The sequence below is a fragment of the Telluria mixta genome (genome assembly GCF_029223865.1).
Lineage (GTDB): Bacteria > Pseudomonadota > Gammaproteobacteria > Burkholderiales > Burkholderiaceae_D > Telluria > Telluria mixta.
Genome location: NZ_CP119520.1, coordinates 5,488,944 through 5,510,974, shown reverse-complemented (window position 1 = coordinate 5,510,974; position 22,031 = coordinate 5,488,944). Strand labels below are relative to the sequence as shown.

Annotated in this window: 14 protein-coding genes and 1 pseudogene; 5 read left to right on the top strand and 10 right to left on the bottom strand. The window is 68.3% G+C overall.

All coding sequences use genetic code 11. The features are described from left to right. Positions 1–6 precede the first annotated feature (6 nt). Genes P0M04_RS24300 through P0M04_RS24290 form a run of 3 tightly spaced genes read right to left on the bottom strand, consistent with a single transcriptional unit; the run spans position 7 to position 9,896 of the window. Positions 7–7,071: an Ig-like domain-containing protein gene (locus P0M04_RS24300; protein ID WP_281042089.1), complete on the bottom strand. Its 7,065-nt coding sequence runs from the start codon at positions 7,069–7,071 to the stop codon at positions 7–9. Continuing rightward, positions 6,987–9,074, bottom strand: coding sequence for a DUF4347 domain-containing protein (locus P0M04_RS24295; RefSeq protein ID WP_281042088.1), 2,088 nt, complete (start codon positions 9,072–9,074; stop codon positions 6,987–6,989). The genes P0M04_RS24300 and P0M04_RS24295 overlap by 85 nt, the downstream gene beginning before the upstream one ends. Positions 9,075–9,089: 15 nt before the next feature. Next, on the bottom strand, positions 9,090–9,896 hold the full coding sequence (locus P0M04_RS24290; RefSeq protein WP_259449215.1) for a phage tail protein: 807 nt from the start codon (positions 9,894–9,896) through the stop codon (positions 9,090–9,092). A 542-nt stretch (positions 9,897–10,438) separates the two neighbouring features. On the opposite strand from P0M04_RS24290, the pseudogene P0M04_RS24285 reads away from it, so the two are divergent. Then, positions 10,439–11,764: pseudogene (locus P0M04_RS24285) on the top strand (NCS2 family permease); the annotation flags it as partial. Position 11,765: 1 nt separating this feature from the next. Here P0M04_RS24285 and P0M04_RS24280 read toward each other — a convergent pair. Next, positions 11,766–12,146 carry a nuclear transport factor 2 family protein gene (locus tag P0M04_RS24280; RefSeq protein ID WP_259449217.1) on the bottom strand — a complete coding sequence of 127 codons (381 nt, stop codon included), beginning with the start codon at positions 12,144–12,146 and terminating at the stop codon, positions 11,766–11,768. Positions 12,147–12,237: 91 nt separating this feature from the next. Between P0M04_RS24280 and P0M04_RS24275 the strand changes: the two genes are divergently transcribed. Both P0M04_RS24275 and P0M04_RS24270 read left to right on the top strand, forming a co-directional pair. Beyond that, entirely contained in the window at positions 12,238–12,645 is a 408-nt protein-coding gene (locus tag P0M04_RS24275; RefSeq protein ID WP_259449218.1) for a hypothetical protein, read from the top strand. Positions 12,646–12,689: 44 nt separating this feature from the next. Then, positions 12,690–13,508 (top strand): metallophosphoesterase, encoded by an 819-nt coding sequence (locus tag P0M04_RS24270; protein ID WP_259449219.1) that lies wholly within the window; start codon positions 12,690–12,692, stop codon positions 13,506–13,508. 1 nt (position 13,509) lies between these two features. Here P0M04_RS24270 and P0M04_RS24265 read toward each other — a convergent pair whose 3' ends face one another. Genes P0M04_RS24265 through P0M04_RS24255 form a run of 3 tightly spaced genes read right to left on the bottom strand, consistent with a single transcriptional unit; the run spans position 13,510 to position 17,291 of the window. After that, positions 13,510–14,916, bottom strand: coding sequence for a glycoside hydrolase family 88/105 protein (locus P0M04_RS24265; RefSeq protein WP_259449220.1), 1,407 nt, complete (start codon positions 14,914–14,916; stop codon positions 13,510–13,512). Between the two features lie 12 nt (positions 14,917–14,928). Beyond that, positions 14,929–15,612, bottom strand: a complete 684-nt coding sequence (locus tag P0M04_RS24260; RefSeq protein ID WP_259449221.1) for a DUF6250 domain-containing protein — start codon at positions 15,610–15,612, stop codon at positions 14,929–14,931. Further along, on the bottom strand, positions 15,609–17,291 hold the full coding sequence (locus P0M04_RS24255) for a rhamnogalacturonan acetylesterase (protein WP_259449222.1): 1,683 nt from the start codon (positions 17,289–17,291) through the stop codon (positions 15,609–15,611). The genes P0M04_RS24260 and P0M04_RS24255 overlap by 4 nt, the downstream gene beginning before the upstream one ends. Positions 17,292–17,445: 154 nt before the next feature. Here P0M04_RS24255 and P0M04_RS24250 point away from each other — a divergent pair, with 154 nt between their 5' ends. After that, positions 17,446–18,786 carry a TolB family protein gene (locus P0M04_RS24250; RefSeq protein ID WP_259449223.1) on the top strand — a complete coding sequence of 447 codons (1,341 nt, stop codon included), beginning with the start codon at positions 17,446–17,448 and terminating at the stop codon, positions 18,784–18,786. Here the strand turns inward: P0M04_RS24250 and P0M04_RS24245 are convergent. Beyond that, positions 18,783–19,421, bottom strand: a complete 639-nt coding sequence (locus P0M04_RS24245; protein WP_259449224.1) for a 3-keto-disaccharide hydrolase — start codon at positions 19,419–19,421, stop codon at positions 18,783–18,785. The two genes, P0M04_RS24250 and P0M04_RS24245, sit on opposite strands and share 4 nt — an antisense overlap. A gap of 46 nt (positions 19,422–19,467) precedes the next feature. On the opposite strand from P0M04_RS24245, the gene P0M04_RS24240 reads away from it, so the two are divergent. Beyond that, entirely contained in the window at positions 19,468–20,397 is a 930-nt protein-coding gene (locus P0M04_RS24240) for an alpha/beta hydrolase (protein WP_259449225.1), read from the top strand. Between the two features lie 101 nt (positions 20,398–20,498). On the opposite strand, the gene P0M04_RS24235 is transcribed toward P0M04_RS24240, so the two are convergent. Together P0M04_RS24235 and P0M04_RS24230 are read right to left on the bottom strand one after the other, a co-directional pair. Next, positions 20,499–20,816 (bottom strand): L-rhamnose mutarotase, encoded by a 318-nt coding sequence (locus P0M04_RS24235; RefSeq protein WP_259449226.1) that lies wholly within the window; start codon positions 20,814–20,816, stop codon positions 20,499–20,501. Further along, positions 20,813–22,015, bottom strand: a complete 1,203-nt coding sequence (locus P0M04_RS24230) for a glycoside hydrolase family 88/105 protein (protein WP_259449227.1) — start codon at positions 22,013–22,015, stop codon at positions 20,813–20,815. The genes P0M04_RS24235 and P0M04_RS24230 overlap by 4 nt, the downstream gene beginning before the upstream one ends. Between the last annotated feature and the right edge of the window lie 16 nt (positions 22,016–22,031).

Here is a 22,031-nt window from a genome sequence, read left to right as displayed (position 1 = left end):
GCACGGTCAGACGAAGAAATCCCATTGCGCGACGCCGACCTTGTGCTGCTCGAACTCGGCGGATGTCGCGAACGACTGCGCCACCTGCGCCAGGGTCATGCCATGCGCCATCGCATCGGTCCAGAAGGCCAGGCCGGCCGCCTCGCCCGCGCGGCCGAACAGGTCCTGGTACAACAGCGCGACGTCGTGGGACGCGTTGCCGTCGAACGCGCCGCTCAGCCGCCCCTGCGCTTCCTGGGACGCGATCATCCGCAGCGCGATCTCGCCGAGACCGACGCCGTTCCTGTCCGCGCCGCCCCAGAAATCCATGCCGAGGTAATCGGCCTGGCGCCCGAGGATCGCTTCGTACAGGCCGGCGATCGAGGACAGGCCGGCGCGATTGACGACGGCTTCCGTCGCGTCCGCGAACTGCAGGCTCTCGACGTTGACCACCACCGCGTGCTGCGCCGGCTGTCCGGTCGGCGTGACGACCAGGTAGCCTTCGTGCTGCTCGAACGTGTAGGCCGACCGTGCGCCGTCGAACACGGCGGTATCAGTGCCAAGACCGCCGTGCAGGATCGTGTTGACCGGCCCTGCATCGGCCCGCACGCCGCCGTCCGCGCTGGCCGGCGTGGCCGGCGTGGCCGCGAACGCAAGCCGGTCGCCGCCGCCGCCCGCGAACACCGCGCCGCCGAGGTTCCCGGCCACCGTGAACGTCTGCGCGGCCGCGTCGCCCGTCAGGATCTGGCCCGCCGAATGGCCGGTCACGTTTGCGGCGCCGACGACGGCCGCGAAATCGACGCCGTTCAGCGCGATGCGGCTGCCGGCGGCCAGCCCGGTCGCGTCGATGACGAGTGCCGTGTGCTGCGCGCCGTCACTCGTACCGGTGAGGACCAGCTGGCCGGCCGGCGCCGTGCCCGTGGATACGGGCGCGACGGTCTGCACGAGCAAAGGCGCATCCGCGGCCAGCGCCTGCAGGAACTGCTGGCCGTTGCCGGTCAGGTGCGCCTGGTCGGCCGGCGCATGGCCCGGCGTGGCCGCGACAATGGCCTGGATCAGATGCTCGAGCGGATCGCCGGCGGGCCGGCTCGCGCCACCGGTGGCGCTCAGGCCGAAGCCGACCGGCACCTGGGCCAACAGCAGGTTCGCGCCGCCGGATTGCACGAGCGGGATGTCCGCCACCGCGGCGGCGCCGGTCGATTCCACGCGGGACGGCGTCACGATCGGCACCACGGTCTGCGTGCCCGACCCGCCGCCCGGCAGGACGACCGGCTGGGCGCTGACCGCGACGCCGTCGATCGTCGACGACGCGGGCGGCGGCGGTGGCGGCGCCGCGATGGTGAGCGCCAGGGCGGCGCCGGCCGCGGACACGTTGCCGGCCGCGTCGACCTGCTTCGCCGTCAACGCATGCGTGCCGACGGCCAGCGCGGCGCTCGTGACGCTCCAGTTGCCGGCACCGTCGACGGTGGCGGTGCCCAGCACGGTCGAGCCGTCGGTGTCGTACAGTGCGACGATGGCGTTGGCCGCACCGGTGCCCCGGATCACGGGTCGCGTGACGGTCGTGATGCCGTCGCCAACCGTGCCCGTGTCGCTGGCGGCGCCCACGGCCGGCGCCTCCGGCGCAGCGGGCGCTTGCGTATCGACGGTCACGGTCAGCCCGGCACTCGCGGCCGACGCATTGCCCGCGCGGTCGACCTGCCGCGCCGTCAGCGTGTGGACCCCGTCCGCCAGCGCGGCCGAGACGATCTGCCAGGCGCCCGCACCGTCGGCCGTCGTCGTTCCCAGCTGGGTCGTGCCGTCCGTGTCGTACAGGGTCACCGTGGCGTTGGCTTCCGCCGTGCCCGCGATGGCGGGCGCGTTGACGCTGGTGATGCCGTCGCCGGCGACGCCGCTGTCGCTGGCCGCCGCGAGTGCGATCGCGCCGGGTGCGGCGGCAACGGTGTCGATGGCGATCGTGAGCGGCGCCGAAGCGTTCGATACGTTGCCTGCCGCGTCGGTTGCCTTTGCCGTCAGCCTATGGTTGCCGTCGGCCAGTGTCGACGCCGCGATGGACCAGGTGCCGTTCGTGGTGGTCGTCGTTCCCAGCACCGTCGTGCCGTTCGTGTCGTACAAGGTGACCGTGCTGCCGGCTTCCGCCGTGCCCGTGATGATGGGGACGGCGTTCGCAGTGATGTTGTCGGTGTTCGATGTGCCGCTGTCGCTGCCGCCGCTCAAATCGGGCGTCGACGGCGCATTCGGTGCCGTGTGGTCCAGCGTGTACGTCGCACCGCTCGTGTAGCCGCCGCCGATGGCAATGCTGCCGCCATTCTGGATGCCGGTGCCGCTGGCGTTCAAATCGAGCCGCAGCGTACCGTCGCCGGCGAGAGAATCGACCGTGACCGTGTACGTGGTGCCGCTGCCGTTGACGGCCGCGATGTGACCGGCCGCCGTGCCGCTGGCGGTCAGCGCGAAGTCGCTCGCGTCGACGCCCGTTACGCTGTCGCTGAACGTGACCGTGTAGTCGACCGACGTTGCCGCGCCCGCGTCGGCGCCGCCCACACGCACGATCGAGGTCACCGAAGGCGCGTCCTGCACGGTGATATTCTGCGCGATGTGGCTGACGTTGCCGGCGGCATCCGTCGCGGACAAATTAACGTGGTACGTGCCGGCTGTCAGCGCCGAACCGCCGATGGTCAGCGTGTTCCCGGACAGGACGAACTTCGCGTTGTCGGCATCGTTGCTGCCGCTGGCCAGCGCGTACGTCACAGCCGTCGCGTCGTTCGCAGACAACGTACCGACCGTGGCGCCGGTGCCGGCGTTCGCCGTGACGAGGGTGGTTGCGCTCAGCGCCACGCTTGCCGGCGCGGTCGTATCGATCGTCACCGCCAACGGCGACGATGCGTTCGACACGTTGCCGGCCGCGTCGGTTGCCTTCGCCGTCAGCGTATGGCTGCCCTCGGCCAGCGTGCCGGTCGTGATCGACCAGTTGCCGCCCGTGGCGGTCGTGGTCCCGAGCACCGTGGTGCCGTTCGTGTCGTATAACGTGACCGTACTGCCGGCTTCCGCCGTGCCCGTGACGACGGGCGTAACGGAAGACGTGATGTCGTCGCTGTTCGACGCGCCGCTGTCGCTGCCGCCGTTCAAATCGGGCGTCGACGGTGCGTTCGGCGCCGTGTGGTCCAGCGTGTACGTCGCGCCGCCCGTGTAGCCACCGCCGATGGCAATGCTGCCGCCATTCTGGATGCCGGTGCCGCTGGCGTTCAAATCGAGCCGCAGCGTGCCGTCGCCGGCGAGCGAGTCAACCGTGACCGTGTACGTGGTGCCGCTGCCGTTGACGGCCGCGATGTGACCGGCCGCCGTGCCGGTGGCGGTGAGCGTGAAGTCGCCTGCGTCGACGCCCGTCACGCTGTCGCTGAACGTGACCGTGTAGTCGACCGAAGTAGCCGCGCCCGCGTTGGTGCCGCCCACACGCACGATCGAGCTGACGGTGGGCGCGTCCTGCACGGTAATGTTCTGCGCGAGATAGGAGACGTTACCGGCGGCATCCGTCGCGGACAGATGAACGTGGTACGTGCCAGCTGTCAGCGCCGAGCCGCCGACGGCGAGCGTGTTCCCGGACAGTGCGAACTTCGCGTTGTCGGCATCGTTGCTGCCGCTGGCGAGCGCATACGTCACAGCCGTCGCGTCGGTCGCGGACAACGTACCGACCATGGCCCCGCTGGCGGCGTTTGCCGTGACGAGGCTGGATGCGCTGAGCGCCACGTTCGCCGGCGCCGTCGTGTCGATCGTCACCGCCAACGGCGACGACGCGTTCGACACGTTGCCGGCCGCGTCGGTCGCCTTCGCCGTCAGCGCGTGATTGCCCTCGGCCAGCGTGCCGGCCGTGATCGACCAGTTGCCGCCCGTGGCGGTCGTGGTCCCGAGTACCGTGGTGCCGTTCGTGTCGTACAACGTGACCGTGCAGCCGGCTTCCGCCGTGCCCGTGATGACGGGCGTAACGGAAGACGTGATGTCGTCGCTGTTCGACGACCCGCTGTCGCTGCCGCCGTTCAAATCGGGCGTCGACGGTGCGTTCGGCGCCGTGTGGTCCAGCGTGTACGTTGCGCCGCTCGTGTAACCGCCGCCGATGGCAATGCTGCTTCCGTTCTGGATCCCGGTACCGCTGGCATTCAAGTCGAGCCGCAGCGTACCGTCGCCGGCGAGCGAATCGACCGTGACCGTGTACGTGGTACCGCTGCCGCTGACGGCGGCGATATGGCCTCCCGCCGTGCCGGTTGCAGTCAGTGCGAAGTCGCCCGCGTCGACGCCCGTCACGCTGTCGCTGAACGTGACCGTGTAGTCGACCGAAGTGGCCGCGCCCGCGTCGGCGCCGCCCACACGCACGATCGAGGTCACCGAAGGCGCGTCCTGCACGGTGATATTCTGCGCGATGTGGCTGACGTTGCCGGCGGCATCCGTCGCGGACAGATAAACGTGGTACGTGCCGGCTGCCAGCGCCGAACCGCCGATGGTCAGCGTGTTCCCGGACAATGCGAATTTCGCATTGTCGGCATCGTTGCTGCCGCTGGCCAGCGCATACGTCACAGCCGTCGCGTCGGTCGCGGACAATGTGCCGACCGTCGCGCCGCTGCCGGCGTTTGCCGTGACGAGGCTGGATGCGCTGAGCGCCACGCTCGCCGGCGCCGTCGTGTCGATCGTCACCGCCAGCGCCCCCGACGCGTTCGATACATTGCCGGCCGCATCGGTCGCCTTCGCCGTCAGCGTGTGGTTGCCGTCGACCAGCGTGTTCGCCGTGATCGACCACACGCCGCCCGTGGCGCCCGCCGTGCCGAGCACCGTCGTGCCGTTCGTGTCGTACAACGTGACCGTGCTACCGGCTTCCGCCGTGCCCGTGATGACGGGTGTAACGGAAGACGTGATGTCGTCGCTGTTCGACGAACCGCTGTCGCTGCCGCCGCTCAAATCAGGTGACGACGGTGCGTTCGGCGCCGTGTGGTCCAGCGCGTACGTCGCGCCGCTCGTGTAGCCGCCGCCGATGGCAATGCTGCTTCCGTTCTGGATCCCGGTGCCGCTGGCATTCAAGTCGAGCCGCAGCGTACCGTCGCCGGTGAGCGAGCCGACCGTGACGGTGTACGTCGTGCCGCTGCCGCTGACGGCCGAAATGTGGCCGGCAGCCGTACCGGTGGCGGTGAGCGCGAAATCGCCCGCATCGACGCCCGTCACGCTCTCGCTGAACGTGACCGTGTAGTCGACCGACGTTGCCGCGCCCGCGTCGGCGCCGCCCACGCGGACGATCGAGCTGACCGTGGGTGCGTCCTGCACGGTGATGTTCTCTGCAAGATAGCTGACGTTGCCGGCGGCATCCGTCGCGGACAGATAAACGTGGTACGTGCCCGCTGTCAGCGCCGAGCCGCCGACGGTGACCGTATTCCCCGACAGCGCGAACTGCGCGTTGTTGGCATCGTTGGTGCCGTTGCCGGTGGCCAGCGCATATGTCACGGCTGTCGCATCGGTCGCCGACAGCGTCCCAACGCTTGCGCCGCTGCCGGCGTTCGCCGTGACAAGGCTGGTTGCGCTGAGCGCCACGCTCGCCGGCGCCGTCGTGTCGATCGTCACCGCCAGCGCACCCGACGCGTTCGACACGTTGCCGGCCGCATCGGCCGCCTTCGCCGTCAGCGTATGGCTGCCTTCGGCCAGCGTGCCGGCCGTGATCGACCAGTTGCCGCCCGTGGCGGTCGTGGTCCCGAGCACCGTCGTGCCGTTCGTGTCGTACAACGTGACCGTGCTGCCGGCTTCCGCAGTGCCCGTGATGACGGGTGTAACGGAAGACGTGATGTCGTCGCTGTTCGACGACCCGCTGTCGCTGCCGCCGTTCAAATCGGGCGTTGACGGCGCGTTCGGCGCCGTGTGGTCCAGCGCGTACGTCGCGCCGCTCGTGTAGCCGCCGCCGATGGCAATGCTGCTGCCGTTCAGGATACCCGTGCCGCTGGCGTTCACATCGAGCCGCAGCGTGCCGTCGCCGGCGAGCGAGCCGACCGTGACGGTGTACGTCGTGCCGCTGCCGCTGACCGAGGCGATGGTGCCGGACGCGGTGCCGGTGGCGGTCAACGCGAAATCGCTCGCGTCGACACCCGTGACGCTCTCGCTGAACGTGACCGTGTAGTCGACCGACGTCGCCGATCCGGCCGCGCCAGCGCCCGCGCCACCCGCGCGCACGATCGAACTGACCGTGGGCGCGTCCACCACGGTGATGTTCTGCGCGAGATAGCTGACGTTGCCGGCTGCATCGGTTGCGGACAGGTACACGTGATATGTCCCGGCCGTCAGCGCCGAGCCGCCCACGGCTAGGGCGTTGCCCGACACGGCGAACTGTCCGTTGTCGGCATCGTTGGTGCCGTTGCCGGTGGTCAGCGCATACGTCACGACCGTCGCGTCGGTCGCGGACAACGTACCCACCGCGGCGCCGCTGCCGGCACTGGACGTGGCGACAGTCGATGCGCTCAGGGCGACGCTCGCCGGCGCCGTCGTGTCGATCGTGACCGCCAGCGCACCCGACGCGTTCGACACGTTGCCGGCCGCATCGGCCGCCTTCGCCGTCAGCGTATGACTACCCTCGGCCAGCGTGCCGGCCGTGATCGACCAGTTGCCGCCCGTGGCGGTCGTGGTCCCGAGCACCGTCGTGCCGTTCGTGTCGTACAACGTGACCGTGCTGCCGGCTTCCGCCGTGCCGGTGACGACCGGCGTTGCAGTCGCCGTGATGTCGTCGCTGCTCGACGAACCGCCGTCACTGGCGCTGCTCATATCGGGCGTCGACGGCGCGTTCGGCGCCGTATGGTCCAGCGTGTACGCCGCGCCGGCCGTGTAACCGCTCGCGATCGCGACGCTCGATCCGTTCTGGATGCCGGTGCCGCTGGCGTTCAGGTCCAGGCGCAGGGTGCCGTCGCCCGCGAGCGAGTCCACCGTGATCGTATAGGTCGTGCCGCTGCCGCTGACGGCCGCGATGGCACCGGAGGCCGTACCGGTGGCGGTCAACGCGAAATCGCTCGCGTCGACACCCGATACGCTCTCGCTGAACGTGACCGTGTAGTCGACCGACGTCGCCGATCCAGCCACGCCCGCACCTGCGCCGCCCCGCGCACGATCGAACTGACGGCGGGGACCGATTGCACGGTGATGGTTTGCGCGAGATAACCGACGTTGCCGGCGGCATCCGTTGCGGAGAGATAGACGTGGTACGTCCCGGCGGTGAGCGCCGAGCCGCCGACGCTCAGCGTCGTCCCCGACACGGCGAACTGGCCGTTGTCGGCATCGTTGGTGCCATTGCCGACCGCGAAGGCATACGTCACGGCCGTCGCATCGATCGCGGACAGCGTGCCGACGCTAGCGCCGCTGCCGGCGTTCGCCGCAACGAGGCTCGATGCGCTCAGCGCGAGGCTCGCGGGCGCCGCCGTATCGATCGTCACCGCCAACCCCGACGACGCGTTGGACACGTTGCCCGCCAGATCGGTCGCTTTCGCAGTCAGCGTATGACTGCCCTGCCCCAATGCGCTGGCTGGGATCGACCACGATCCGCCCGCGGCCGTCGCCGTGCCCAGCACCGTCGTGCCGTCGGTATCGTACAGCGTGACCGTGCTGCCGCTTTCCGCCGTGCCGGTGATGACGGGCGTAACGTTCGCGGTGATGTTATCGCTGTTCGACGCCCCGCTGTCGCTCGCGCTGCCCAGGTCGGGCGTCGACGGTGCGTTGGGCGCCGTCGTATCCATCGTGTACGTGTGGCTGTACGCCGTGCTGCCGCCGTAGGCGTTGGTCACGCGCACCTGCATCGTGCCGCTGCCGGCCAGCGTCGTGGTCGTGGACCAGGTATTGCTGCCGACCGTGTAAGTGCCCGCGTTCTGCCAGTGGGCGCCGTTGTCGTAGGAGATCTGCACGGCTTCGCCGCTCGCCAGCAGGCCGCTCAGCGTGCCGCTGATGGTCTGCGCCGCCGTTTTCGTCACGAAGTCGGTGCTGCTCGCGCCGGTGTCGGCCGACAGCGACGCGGTGGTGACCGTCGTCGTGGGCGTGGCGCCCGGCGTGACGACGATGTTGTCCATGATGAGCGGGTCCAGCGCCGACCCGAGCTCGTTGGTGATCGTGAATCCCGTCACGCCGACCCAGTTCAGGACGACGTGGCAATCGGCGTGCGCGGGTACGTCGACGACGGTCGTGTCGCCGGTGTTCGTGGCAGTGATGCGTAGTCTCGCCCCGGAGAGGTCCATGGCGTCGGCAAAGTCGAGCGAGTTCAACGCCAGGGCCTGGCTGAAGGTCACCGTCACCGACGCGGTGACCCCCATCTGGCTGATCAACATGACGCTGTTGTTGCTCGTCGCAATGTAGGACCACGTGCCGCTTGGCACGAAGTCGCCAAATTGGGTGGTGTCCCAGATATAGGCGTCGTTGTCGAATTGGCCAGGAAGCGGGATTGCGATGGCGGACATGGTCAGGCCGCCGATCGTTTCCGTGACGGCGCCCGCGAGGTCGGTATTGTCGTCCCGCGTACCGGCCGACAGGTCGAAGGCGACGCCTGCCATCAAATGCGGCCACGCAACCGCACGCGCCACGTCCACCGCCAGCGGCACGAAGACCGTCCCCGTGCGCACCGCCAGTGCCCAGTCGCCGCCCCGCGCGGCCGCACCGGTCGGGACCTCGGACGCCGCCACGGCCGCACCGGTCGCTTGCGCCAGCGCCGTCACGAAACGCCGGCCGACGTCGCCCGCGCCCACCGAGCAGGCGTACAGCAACAGCGCGCCGCCAGGCGTCAACGCAGCGCCGAGCGCCGCCAGCGCCGCTGCCGCCTCCGGCCGCCCGAGACCGTCCAGGTCGAGCGCGTGCCCGCCAAGCGCCAGGCGGCCCGGTTCGCCGTGGCAGAGGACGTGGATGGCGTCGTAGTCCGCCTGTCCATCCGCCCACAGGGCCAGTTGCGCCAGACCGTCCTGGCCGCCGCCGAATTCGACGACCGCCACGCCGGGCCGCAAGGCCGCGGCGAGGAGCGCGCGGTCGTCCAGCGCGCTGTCGATGAATGCGATTTCCCTTGGCTGGACGGCATGAGAAACGAGGTGGGAGGAAGTCTGGCGATACATGGGCTTACCTTTGATTCAGGGCCGTTGGGGATAGAGACCGAGGACCGCGATACACACGGTCATCCCTAGCCCCGGGGACTGGGTGGACACGGCCTGGCCCGCGGCCACGGGTTGATTGTTCTGGACGGTGACCGTACCGCCCGTCACCATGTTGACCTTCACCGTCGCAGCGGCGCTGCCGGCGCTGCCGGTCAACGTGACGTCGGCCGGCAAGGTCGCCGCCGACGGCTTCGTGGTCGTGTATGGGCCTTTCACGGCGACGGTGCTCGCGCCGATCTGGCCGCTGATCGCGGTCAGGTAATTCTGGCCGGACGCCGGCACCGCCGTGGCGCCGGATGACGACGTGCCGACCGGCAGCGTGGCGGCGACGCCGAGATTGCCCTGACTGGCCGGGATGGCCACGTCGACCGGGCCGACGACGGGCACGAATGCGGCCGGGTGCGCGTGCGGTGCCACCGGGGTCTGCGCCGGCGTCAGCGTCAGTTGCTGCTGGCCGACCTTTTGCGCCAGGGCGACGTTCGCGAAATTCTGGCCCTGGCCGATACCGACCGTCGAACGGCCGCGCAGGTCGGGCAGGTTGAAATTATTTCCGCTGCCTCCGTACTGATAACTGATGAGCGCAAAGATAAGCTGGTTCTGCTGGATCGTCAGCGAGCGGCCGTCGGCCGGGAGGTAACCCTGTGGACACCAGTCGAATGCGAACGTGCACACCTCCCCGACATACGGCTCCGAGCCGCAGGCACCGGCGGCCAGCGGAAGCGCGCCCAACATGACGGCGGCACAGGCGGCAATGCGGTGGTGGATGGTGGTGGGAGTCTTCATGATGGTCTCCTGGTGGCCGATGGCGGGAGATCCGCCATGCGATTGATTGCGCACAAGATAGGGACGTGTGGAACACGTTCGGTCCATGCTAGCGCGGTCGAGAGGCGGCAAATCTAACCGTTTGTCACCGCATGGGGAAACTTTTTGAACGTCGAGTTGCAGTATGGCATCATAGGTACCAGATGTGGCGCAAACGTTGCATCGAATCTACAATTTCGGCGATATAGGGAATATTTGTTGCCGCTCAATGCAAGATTGCAAACATGCATGCTCGCCGCCGCGCGTCGCCGGCATAGCCAGCCCCGCCGCGGCATCGATGTTTTGATAAAGGCAATACAAGTTTCGTTATAGCGCCTATTCACCAAACGCATGTATCGCCGGGCACCTTCGGCTCTAAGCTTCCAACTCCATAACGACGAGACACCCCGGCGATCGCCCAAGCAGCGGCCATCGGGCAATAACACGGAGGAGCAGCCGCCATGTCACAGCCTCAACTCCAGCGCGTCGAACGCGCGGAGACTTTCACGTCCCCACCTGCCGCCCGCGGCAAAATCGACCAGTACTTCCAGATCTCGGCACGCGGCAGCACGCAGCGGACCGAGGTGGTGGCCGGCGTCACCACCTTCCTCGCCATGGTGTATTCGGTGTTCGTCGTGCCCGGCATGCTGGGCCAGGCCGGCTTCGACGTCAGCGCCGTGTTCGTGGCCGTGTGCCTCACGGCGGCCTTCGGTTCGCTGCTGATGGGATTCTGGGCGCGGCTGCCGATCGCCGTCGGCTGCGCGATCTCGCTGACCGCATTCACCGCCTTCGGCCTCGTGCTGGGCAAGGGCTTGAGCCCCGCGATCGCGCTGGGCGCCGTGTTCCTGATGGGCGTGATCTTCACGGCGATCTCCATCACCGGCGTGCGCTCGTGGATCCTGCAGAACCTCCCGTCCGGCGTCGCACACGGCACCGGCGTCGGCATCGGCCTGTTCCTGCTGATGATCGCGTCCAGCGAGGTCGGCCTCGTCGTCAAGAACGCGGGCGCCGGCCTGCCGGTCGCGCTGGGCCAGATCACGTCCTTCCCGGTCGTGATGAGCATCCTCGGCCTGGCCGCCATCTTCGGCCTGGAACAGCGCAAGGTCCCGGGCGGCATCCTGCTCGTCGTGATCGCCATCTCCGCACTCGGCCTGGCCTTCGACCCGAAGGTGCACTTCACCGGCATCTTCTCGTGGCCGCAGCTGAGCAGCCCGGGGCACGCGTCGCTGATCGGCGCGATGGACATCAAGGGCGCACTGAGCATGGCCGTGCTGCCCAGCGTGCTGGCCCTCGTCATGACCGCCGTGTTCGACGCCACCGGCACCATCCGCGCCGTCGCCGGCCAGGCCGGCCAGGTCGATGCCCGCGGCTACATCCACAACGGCGGCAAGGCCCTCACGGCCGATTCGGTCAGCTCCATTTTCTCGAGCCTCGTGGGCGGCGCACCGGCGGCGGCCTACATCGAATCGGGTGTCGGCACCGCGGCCGGCGCGAAGACCGGCCTCACCGCCGTCGTCGTCGGCCTGCTGTTCCTGGGCCTGATCTTTTTCTCGCCGCTGGCCGGCCTGGTGCCGTCCTACGCCACCGCACCGGCGCTGATGTACGTCGGCCTGCTGATGCTGAGCAGCGTGGCGCACATGAACATGGACGACAAGCTCGATGCGCTGGCCGGCCTCGTATGCGCCGTGTTCATCCTCCTGTCCTGCAACATCGTCACCGGCATCATGCTGGGCTTCTGCACCCTCGTGATCGGCCGCGTGCTGGCGGGCGAATGGCGCAAGCTGAACTTCGGCACCGTCAGCATCGCCGTCGCACTGGCCGCGTTCTACGCCGGCGGCTGGGCCATCTGAACTAGAACATCCCGTCCCGGTTCGCCATCGGGACGGGCGCCGCCTGGGCGATGTCCCACATCTCCGCGATCCGTCCGTCCTCGAAACGCAGGATGTGGACGATCGCCAGTTCCGCTCCCCCTTCCTCCAGTACCGCGCGCGAATGCACGGCCACCAGCGGGCCGTCGCAGAGCGCGCGCTGCACCTCGAACACCATGTGCGGGAACCGTCCCGCGTTCTCCTTCATGGCCGCCTGCAGGGTCGCCGCATCGGCCGCGAAATGCGGATTGTGGTGGCGGAAACCCGGCGCCGCGTAACGCGCGAACGCGTCGTCGACCTGGCCGCGCGCGGTCAACCGAAGGAAGTCCATTGCCGTTTCTTTCTGTGTGTTCGTGTCGCTCATTTCCCGCTCCTTGTCTGGCCCAGCCGTATCGTACGCCGCATCCTTGCGAAATTGTGTAATCTAAGTGACAACTTCTTACTAGGAGAACATTATGAAAGCCACCACCATTTCGAGCATCATGCTTGCTGTCGCCGTGCTTGTCACGGGTTGCCACAAAGCCGAGGACAAGAACGGCATGGGTCCGGCGCAGGAGGCCGGCAAGGCCATCGACGACGCGGGCGCCAAGGCCGCGGCCGAGTCGAAGGAAGCTGCCGCCAACGCCAACGCCGCTGCCCAGCAGGCCGGCGCGAACGCGAAGGAAGCCGCGCACGAGGCCAACGAGAACGTCAAGGCGGCCGCCGACCGTGCGGGCGACAAGATGCAGCAGGCCGGCGCCGAAGTGCGCCAGGACTCGAAAGAAGCCGCGCACGACGTGAAGGAAGGCGCGAAAGACGCGACCGCCGCCACGGGCCGCGGCCTGGAGCGCGCCGGCGAAAAGCTGCAGGAAGCCGGCAAGTAAGCACCCGTCCCCGGGGTCCCGGCAGGAGGCTGTATACTGGCTGGATGCGTATCCAGCTCTTTTCCGACCTTCACCTCGAACGCGATCCCGGGTTCCAGCCGACCATCTTCGCCGACACGGACGTCGTCGTCCTTGCCGGCGACATCGGGTCGTACCAGGCCCGCTCGCGCCTGGACACCGACGACTTCGGCCTCGGGCGCTTCGCCCCATCCGCCACGGGCGCTCCTGCCCGTGTGCTGTACGTCCCGGGCAACCACGAATTCGACGGCCTCGAGTTCGACGCCACGCAGGCACGCCTGCGCGCGACCTGCGCCGCGCTGGACATCACATGGCTCGACCGCGAGATCGTCACCATCGGCGACGTCCGCTTCATCGGCACGACCTTGTGGGCCGACTTCGACGCGCTGGCCGTGAGCGAGACCGACATCGGCCGCCAGCTCAAGCAGCGCGAAAAGGCGTTCCGCGCCGCGAATTATTACCTGAGCGGGAACACGACGCTCGTCGATGGCGTGCCGCTGCTGGCGGAAGGCCAGCGCGAACTGTCGTTCGCCTGCCAGGCGTGGCTGCGCGACGCACTCGCCACGCCGTTCGACGGCACCACCGTCGCCGTCACCCACTACGCCCCGACCCTGCGCAGCGCCGACCCGCGCTACGGCATCTCGCCCGGCACGGCGGGGTTCTGCAATGCGCTGGACGACCTGCTGCCGTTCGCCGACGTGTGGATGCACGGCCACCTGCATTGTGCGAACGACTACGTCGTCGAAGGCACGGGCTGGCGCTGCCGGGTGGTCGCGAATCCGCTCGGCTATGCGAACAAGGGCGAGCAGGCGGCGTTCCGGGAAGATCTCGTGATCGAGGTCTGAGTCAACGCACGCCCTGGTACATCAACCCGCTGTCGTTCAGGCCGAACTTGAACTTGCGGTTCATCGCGATGATCTCCGCCCCCGCCAGCAGGGTCGGCCCGTACCCGTGCGCCGCCTTCACGCTCGTCGGCCGGTACGCATAGAACGCGGGATCGAACGCCATCCCCGTGCCGACGCAAATCCCTTCGATCTGCCCGTTCGGCTGCACCTTGCTCGCGACGGCATTCCACGCGAGGTTGGCCATCGGACCGTAGGCCTGCGCGTCGACATAGCCGCGGTTGACGGCACGTGCGATGGCGTACGTGTAGATCGCGGTGGCGGACGTCTCCTGGTACGTGTCGTTGCGGTCGATGAGCTGGTGCCAGAAGCCGTCCTTCGTCTGGTAGCCGGCGAGGCCCTTGACGTGTGCGCGCAGCTGTTCCAGCACGGCCTTGTAATCCTTGTGCGTCTTCGGCAGCACTTCCAGCACCTCGACCATGGCCATCACCGCCCAGCCGTTCGCCCGCGCCCAATGCATCTCCGGATGGTCGCGCGAGCCTTCGACGTAGCCGTGCATGTAGATGCCGAGACTCCGGTTGAACATGCGCTTCGAGAACTGCAGCACCTGGCGCGCCGCGTCGTCGTAATGGCGCGTGTCGCCCGTCGCCTTGCCCAGCCACGCGATCGTGGGCACGCCCATGAACATGTCGTCCAGCCACAGCGTGTCCGGCAGCGGCCGCATTTTCACGCCGCCGCGGCCGTCCGGACCGCCCCGCGCCAGCGTGCCGTCCTTCAGCCGGTATTCCTTTTTCGTGACGAAGTCGCCGCAGATCGGAATCATCTGCGAGTAATCGACCGGCGATCCCTCCAGCTTCGCCTTCAGGAAGCTCTGGCACAGCGCGCCGGCATCGTCCAGCGCATGCGGGTTCAGGAAGCTCTTGATGGGGGCGGCGGCATGCTCGCGGTCCGCCTGGACGACGGGGAGCCAGGTCTTCGTCAGCCGCGCCAGCAGCTCGTGGCGCCTGATCGCGTAGTCCGTGTAGCGGCGGTCGCCCGTGGCGGCGCCCGCGGCCAGCATGCCCGTGTAGGTGACGCCCCATTCATAGCTGGTCAGGCGGAAGTCGCCCGGCTTCAGCACGGCGTTCGGATCCGGCTTCGCCAGGTCGGCGATGGGCGCGCCCGTGCGCTGGTCGATCACCTCGGCCGGCGTCGCCTTGTCCAGGTAATCGAACACGCGGTCCAGCACGGCCTTGACCTCGGCCGCATCCATCGCGCGGTAGGGCGTCGGGTAATGCACATCCAGCGCGTGCAGCATGGCGTCGGCCGCGGCCGGGCCCTTTTCCTGCGGGGCCGGCGCCTGCTGGGCGGATGCGGACAGCGCGCACGCAGCCAGTGCCCCTGCGACGCATGGCTTCAAACGGTTCTTCAAGCATGTCTCCTGTCAGTCGAGTCGTTGTATTTTCAGATCGTCCACCGTCTGGCGCGACCATGTCGTGCGCAGGCCGAACCAGCCGCTCCTCAGCGGGCGCGGGTCGCGGTACGTGAACCAGGTATTGCCGTCCACGCGCACGCGCGTGCAGCCTTCGTAGACCGCGACCTCGATGCGATAGTCGCGGTTCGGGGCCAAGAGGTGCGCGCCGTCGGTGTATTCGGCGATCAGGGCCCGGACGCCGTCGCCATAGCGGCGCAGGCGCGTCGTCGTGTTGCGGTTGCCGCCGATGCCCACGTAGTACAGCGTGAGGTCGTCGTAGTCTTCGAACTTGCCGCTGCGCGTGAACAGGTCGGCGCGTTTCGGATCGCGCGCCATCCAGAACACGTTCAGGTCGGACAGCCGGTCATTCTTCCCGCCGTCCACGATCACGCGGCGCATAAAGCTGATCTGCACGTTGCCGGTCAGCGGCCGATCCAGCCACACGGTGGCACCGCCGTCCACGTCCATCAGCAGCCGCCCGTCGCGGTTCTCGACGACATTGCCCGGCTTGCGCGCATACTCGACCACCCAGCCCGTCTGCGGTCCGGAGAAATCGTCCTGGAACAGCACCGCACCGGGGCGGCCCCACGCGGTACACTCGTCGGCCTGCGCTGCACCGGCCAGCGCAATCAGGAGCAGTGGCAGGAGCCTCATTGCGACGCCAGCGCCCGGTCGGCGAAGTATGGTCCCAGCGGATTGCCCGGCAGCGCCTTCAGGCCGGCCACGACACGCTCCGCGTTGAACTCGGCGCCCGCCGCATTCGTATGCGTGCGCGCATCGGCGAACAGCGTGTTCACCTTGTCCACGCCGATGCGCCTGTATCCTTCCGAGACAAGAAGGGTCAGGTCCATGAACAGTACGCCATTGGCCTCGGCCACCTGGCGGTCCCAGTCGGCGAACGTCGCGAAGTCGCGGCCATCCTGCCACCGGTCGCGGTGCGGCACGGGCGCGACGAGGACCACGGTGGCGCCCTTCGCCTTCGCATCCTCCGCGTAACGGGCCATGTACCAGCCGAAACTGTGTACCTGTTCCTTCGTACCGTCCGGGCGGGTGTCTTCCACGGTCTCCGGACCGGTGCCGGGCGCCGACGCGCGGTTCTTCATCGCGGGGTCGCCGATGCGGCCGCCATCGTTGTGGCCGAACTGGATCACCACGACGTCGCCGCGCTTCAACTGGTCGCGCACCTTGTCCCAGCGGCCTTCCGTGAAATACGTGCGGCTGCTGCGGCCGCCGATCGCGGCGTTCACCACGTTGATCTTGCGGGCATCGAAGTACGGCGCGATGCGTTCGCCCCAGCCGATGGCGCCGTTCACGCCGCCGCTCTTCACCGTCGAATCGCCGACGAGGTACAAGGTCGGCAGGTTCGCGTCGCGCGGTGCCTCGTCGCGTACCGTACGCGCATCGACGACGGGACGGTCGTCCTCGCGCATCGGCGGCCGCGGATCGACGGGCGCCTGCGGCTTCAGCCAGGCGGCGATGCGCGGATCGCCCAGCGCTTTCAGGCCCTCGACGGCCACCTGCGCATTCAGCACGGCGCCGGCCCAGTTGGTGTGCGTGTGCTCGTCCGGCGTCGTCTGCGGGAACAGCTGCACGACGGCGTCATGGCCGAGCGCATCGTAGCGGCGCGCGATGCCCTCGTTCAGGTCGATGAAGCCGACGCCTTCCGCCTTTGCGACCGCCGCGGCCCAGCCGCCGTACGTGTCGCGGTCGCGCTTCGCGTGGCCCGCAGCGTCCCACTGCTTGTGCGGGATCGGCGAGCAGATCACGGGCGTGGCGCCTTTCGCGCGGATGTCGGCGACGAACCGGCGCAGGTACCAGCCGTACGTGTGCACGGTCTCGTGCTTGTGGGTGAGCAGGTTGTCGATCTCCTCCGTCTCGTCGCCGATGCCGCGGATCGTCCCCCGTGCGCGGCTCGTGTCGTTGACGGCGCTGGCGTCGTTGTGACCGAACTGCATGACGACGATGTCGCCGCGCTTCACGAAAGCCAGCGTGCGCTCCCAGTGGCCGCTCGTGATGTACGTGCGGCTCGAGAGGCCGCCGACGGCACGGTTGACGACGTTGACCCTGGCGGGATCGAACCACGCGGCCACCGGATTGCCCCATCCCCACTGGCCCGCCGCACCCTTGCCCTGGCCGTCGTCGCGGCCGTTGCGGACGGTCGAATCGCCGATCAGGATCAGCGACGGCAGCGCCGGGTTCGCGGGTTCCGGCAGCGTGACCTGGGCGCGGGCCGGGTCGGTATTGACGGCGGCGGGCAGCGGCTGGGCGTGGGCGCCAACGATGGTCAACACGATCAGCGCGGCGGTGCGGAGCAGGATGGAGAGCAGCGGCATGGCGGTATTCCGGTTCGTTGTTCTGTTCTGCGTTGCATTCTATGCCCCCGCCGTTCAGTGTCAAAACTGGTCCATCCAAAGAATCAGGAAAATGATCGGTTGTGCGCGGCCGCCGCTGCAACAATGATCGGATTCTAAAAACAGGAGACCGCCCATGCGCATACTGTCCGTATTGACGCTTAGTTGCACATTCTGCTGCACATTACTCGCCGCCTTCGACGCCACCGCCGCCATCGGCCAGCGCTTCCCGTCCGAACGCAAGGAAGTCGTCGATCCCGTCACCGGCACCCGCCTGACGTTCCTGACGAGCCGCCCGCACGGCGATTCGAAGATCTACCAGACGCACCCGCAGTGGACGGCGGACGGCCAGTGGCTGATCTTCCGCTCCCGCCTGGCCGGCAACGAAGCGATGGCCGTCAACGAAAAGACGGGCGATATCGTGCAGGTCACGGAAGGTGGCTACGAAGGCATGCTGAACGCGGCCCGCAAGTCGATGAAGCTCGTTTTCCTGCGCCGCGCGGGCGACGACCGGCAGGTGGTCGAAGTCGATCTCGCGCGCGTGCTCGCGGACAGCGCGGCCGGCCGCATGCGCGAGGCGGCCAGCTACCAGCGCGTGGCAGCAACCCTGCCGGCCTCGATGGAAGCGTATGGCGACACGGCGCTGGACGCCGACGAGGAATGGCTGTACGTGCGCGTCGGCCCGCACGAGTCGGCGCGCCACCTGGCGCCGGGCACGAAGCTGGAGCCCGCGTCCGGTCCGCGCAAGATGGGCGCCGGTCCGGCCGGCATCGCGCGTGTGAACCTGCGCACGGGCGAGGTGCGCCACGTCGTGTCCGTGCCGTTCCAGGTCGGCCACATCCAGGCGAATCTTTGGAACCCGGGCGAGATCGTGTTCTGCTGGGAGACGGGCGGCAAATCGCCGCAGCGCACGTGGACGGTGAAGGCGGACGGCAGCGGCCTGCGTCCGCTGTACCCGGAAGCGCCGTACGAATGGGTGACGCACGAAGCGGTGATCGGCAGGGACGAAGTGGCCCTCGCCATCATGGGCCACCGCGCGATCCCCGGCGCGGCGTCGGCCGTGGACGGCCCGGCCACGGACGTCGGCGGCGCGAATCCCGGCCAGGACGACGGCTGGGGCCAGACGGGCACGCGCGAAAAGCCGAGCGGCCTCGCCATCGTCAACCTGCGCACGCGCCAGATGCAGATCGTCGGACAGACCCCGTCCGGCAGCGGCTTCTGGCACGTGCACGGGTCCAGCGACGGCCGCTTCGCCGTCGGCGACGATTTCAGCCGCAGCCTGTACCTGATCGACCGCGCATCGCACGAGATGAAGCTGCTGACGACAGGCCACAAGACGACGGCCGCCGACCACCCTCATCCCACGTTCAGCCCGGACGGAACGCGCATCGAGATCCAGTCCGCCATGCTGTCGGCGGACGGCCGCACGCTGAACATCTGCATCGTGCCGGTGCCGGAAGCATGGCTCAAGCGTTAAAGCCGTTCCACGCGCAGGTTGCGCAGTTCATATGGCGTACCCTCGAGCTGGAAGCCGATGCGGCCCGTCGCCGGCTGCGCGATCGTGACGGCGTTCTGCGCGACGCCGTTGATCGTCACGTCGATGCAGCCTCCGCGCACCAGCACGTCCATGCTGTTCCACTCGCCGGGCGGGCGTTCGCTGTCCGCGGTCACATGCGCCTTGATCGGCGGGTAGGCACCCGGCGCCGTCGTCAGCGGTTCGTTGAACGTGGCACCCGCCATCGGCAGCAGGTCGCCGACTGCCCCATGCTTCGTCTGCACCTGGATACTGTAGGGCCACACGCCATCCTTCGGCCCGGACGCCACGTGCAGCAGCACGCCGCCGTTGCCCGGCTTGCCCGTCCAGCGCCATTCCACGTGCAGGCGATAGTCCGTGTACGTGTCGCGCGTGGCGATGAAGCCGGACGGCTTGCCCGCCACCGCAATGACGCCATCGGCGCGCGGCTGCCAGACCGTCTCCAGCGTGGCCGCCGGCGTCGTGACGATATCCAGTGCGCCGAGCGCGCCATCTACTAGCGCCGGCGCCGGCGTCGACGCACATCCCAGCAAACCCGCGCACAATAGTGCGCCGCCCAACCATCCAAGCTTTACCATGTCAGGACCTCAAATGAATCGTTCGAATGAAACCAGGAGACGCTATATGAAACTCGCCGCCGGCGCGCTGCTCGCCGGTGCCGTCGATGCCGCTTCCGCTACCCTTGCGGCGCCGCAGATAACAGCGACGGCCGTGATCCCGCTGTGGCCCGAAGGCGTGCCGGATGCGAAGCCCGGCCTCGGCCCGGAACACGTCGACGACGGCCGCGTGTCCAACGTCAGCGAGCCGACGTTGACCGTGTACGGCCCCGCCGTCGACCGCCCCAACGGCACCGCAGTCATCATCTGCCCCGGCGGCGGCTACGTACGGCTGTCCACGGCGCGCGAAGGCGAGCAGTATGCCGCGTGGCTCGGCACCCTCGGCATCACGAGCTTCGTGCTGAAGTATCGCATGCAGGAGTTCGGCCACCCTGCTCCGCTGCGCGACGTGTTGCGCGCGGTCCGCCTCGTGCGCTCCCAGGCGGCACGGTACCACATCCGCCCGGACCGCATCGGCGTGATGGGCAGCTCGGCCGGCGGCCACCTCGCGGCCAGCGCGGGCACGCTGTTCGACCACCCGCTGGGCCGCACTGGCGCGGACCTGGACAAGGTCAGCGCGCGTCCCGACTTCCTCATGCTGATGTACCCCGTGATCGCGATGGACGGTCCGGCCGTGCATGCCGGTTCGCGCAAGGCGCTGCTGGGTGCGAATCCGTCCGCGGCCGACGTGCGGCTGATGTCGGTCGAGCAGCAGGTCACGGCAGCCACGCCGCCGACGCTCCTCATCCACACGCAGGAAGACCAGACGGTCCCCGTCGAGAACAGCATCCTGTTCTACCAGGCGCTGACGCGGGCGAAGGCGCCGGCCGAGATGTATCTGTTCGAGCATGGGTCGCATGGGATGGGAATGCGGGCGGGGCTCGGGACGGCGTCGGAGTGGCCGAAACGGGCAGAAGAATGGCTCAAGGCTCGCGGGCTGCTGGATCCCGCCAGGTAGCTTACAGACACCGTCATTCCCGCGCACGCGGGAAGCCATACTGAGGCAAGAGTCACGCGACGCATGGGTTCCCGCTTTCGCGGGAACGACGGCTGTTGGACTCACTCCAAATGAAACACCCTATTTAATGGCCACTCCTTTGGCCGGTTCCCCGGCTCGACTTCCATCAGCGGCGCCATCGCATCCCACCAGCGCCGCATCACCGGATGTTCCGGCAACGCGGCGACCGTATGCCCCGGCCGCAGCTTCAGTACCGCGAACAGCTGCAGCGACGCCTCGTCGAGGAAGATCGAATAGTCGTGAATGCCGGACTGACGCAGCAGCTCCGCCAGTTCCGGCCAGATATCGTCGTGGCGACGCTTGTACTCGTCGACGTTGCCGGGTTTCAGCCGCATGATGAATGCACGCGTCTCGCTCATCGCACGCCTCCGTGCGCCATGCGCTTGAGTTCCGCGGCCGCAAGCATGAAACCGCCGACACCGTAGTCGTAGCTCGACGTCGGACGATAGAACGCCGGCTCGGCGCCCGTCTGCTGGATATTGCCGACGCGGCCATCCGCGTACACGTTCTTCAGGATGCCGGCCCAGGCCTTCGCGATCACCGGGCGGTATTTGGCGCCGTCGAGCAGGCCGTGATTCACGCCATACGCCATCCCGTACACGAACAGCGCGGAGCCCGAGACTTCCGGCAACGGATACGTCTTCGGATCGAGGAGGCCCGCATGCCACAGGCCATCCGCGCCCTGCAGCGACGCGAGTTTCTCCGACATCTCGCGCAGCTGCTGCACGTAGAAACCGCGCTGCGGATCGTCCGCCGGCACGTAGTCCAGCACCCTGGCCAGGCCGCCCATCACCCAGCCTTCGCCGCGCGACCAGAAGATCTTCCTGCCGTTTGCCTCGCGCTTGTCCTTGTAGCTTGCATCGCGCGCGTACAGATGCTCTTCCTTGTCGTACAGGAGGTCGTACGTGCGCTTCCAGTTCAGGTGCATGTAGTCGAGGTATTTGCGTTCGCCCGTCACCTTGAACATCTTGGCCCACACGGGCGGCGCCATGAAAAGCGCGTCGCACCACCACCACGGGATGCGCGGATCGTTGGGTTTCAGAGTCGCCAGCGGCAGCAGGTCGTCCATCTCGGCCTTCGTCAGGCGCAGCATGCCCGGGTTCTTCTCCTGGAAGTACAGGTCGAGGTAGGTCTGCGCGATCGACAGGTCGTCCGCATTCGGCAGGCGGTCGCGTTCCTGGAAATCGTAATGGCGCGCCATCGCGAGCATCGCATCGCGGTATCTCGTATCGCCCGTCGCCTCGGAGGCGGCCATGAAGCCCGTGTACATCACGCTCTCCGTCCAGATGCGCGAGAAATACGGTTGCGAGCGCGCGAGCTGCCAGTCGGCCACCTTGCGCAAGGCCTTGTCGATGGCGGCCGGCGTCAGCTCGGGCGAGAGGTCCGACGCGAGCGGGCCCGCGTCGGCCGGGGCGTCGCCGAAGTGGCGGCTGATGTCCTTGTCGATGATGGCCTGCATGGCCGGCGTCGGTTGCGGGTAGCCGGTCGTCTGCGCGAACGCCGGCAGCGCCAGCGCGACACTGGCGGCCAGCAGGGAAAGTCTTAGGGTCGTAGTCATGTTGTTGTTCTCCTGG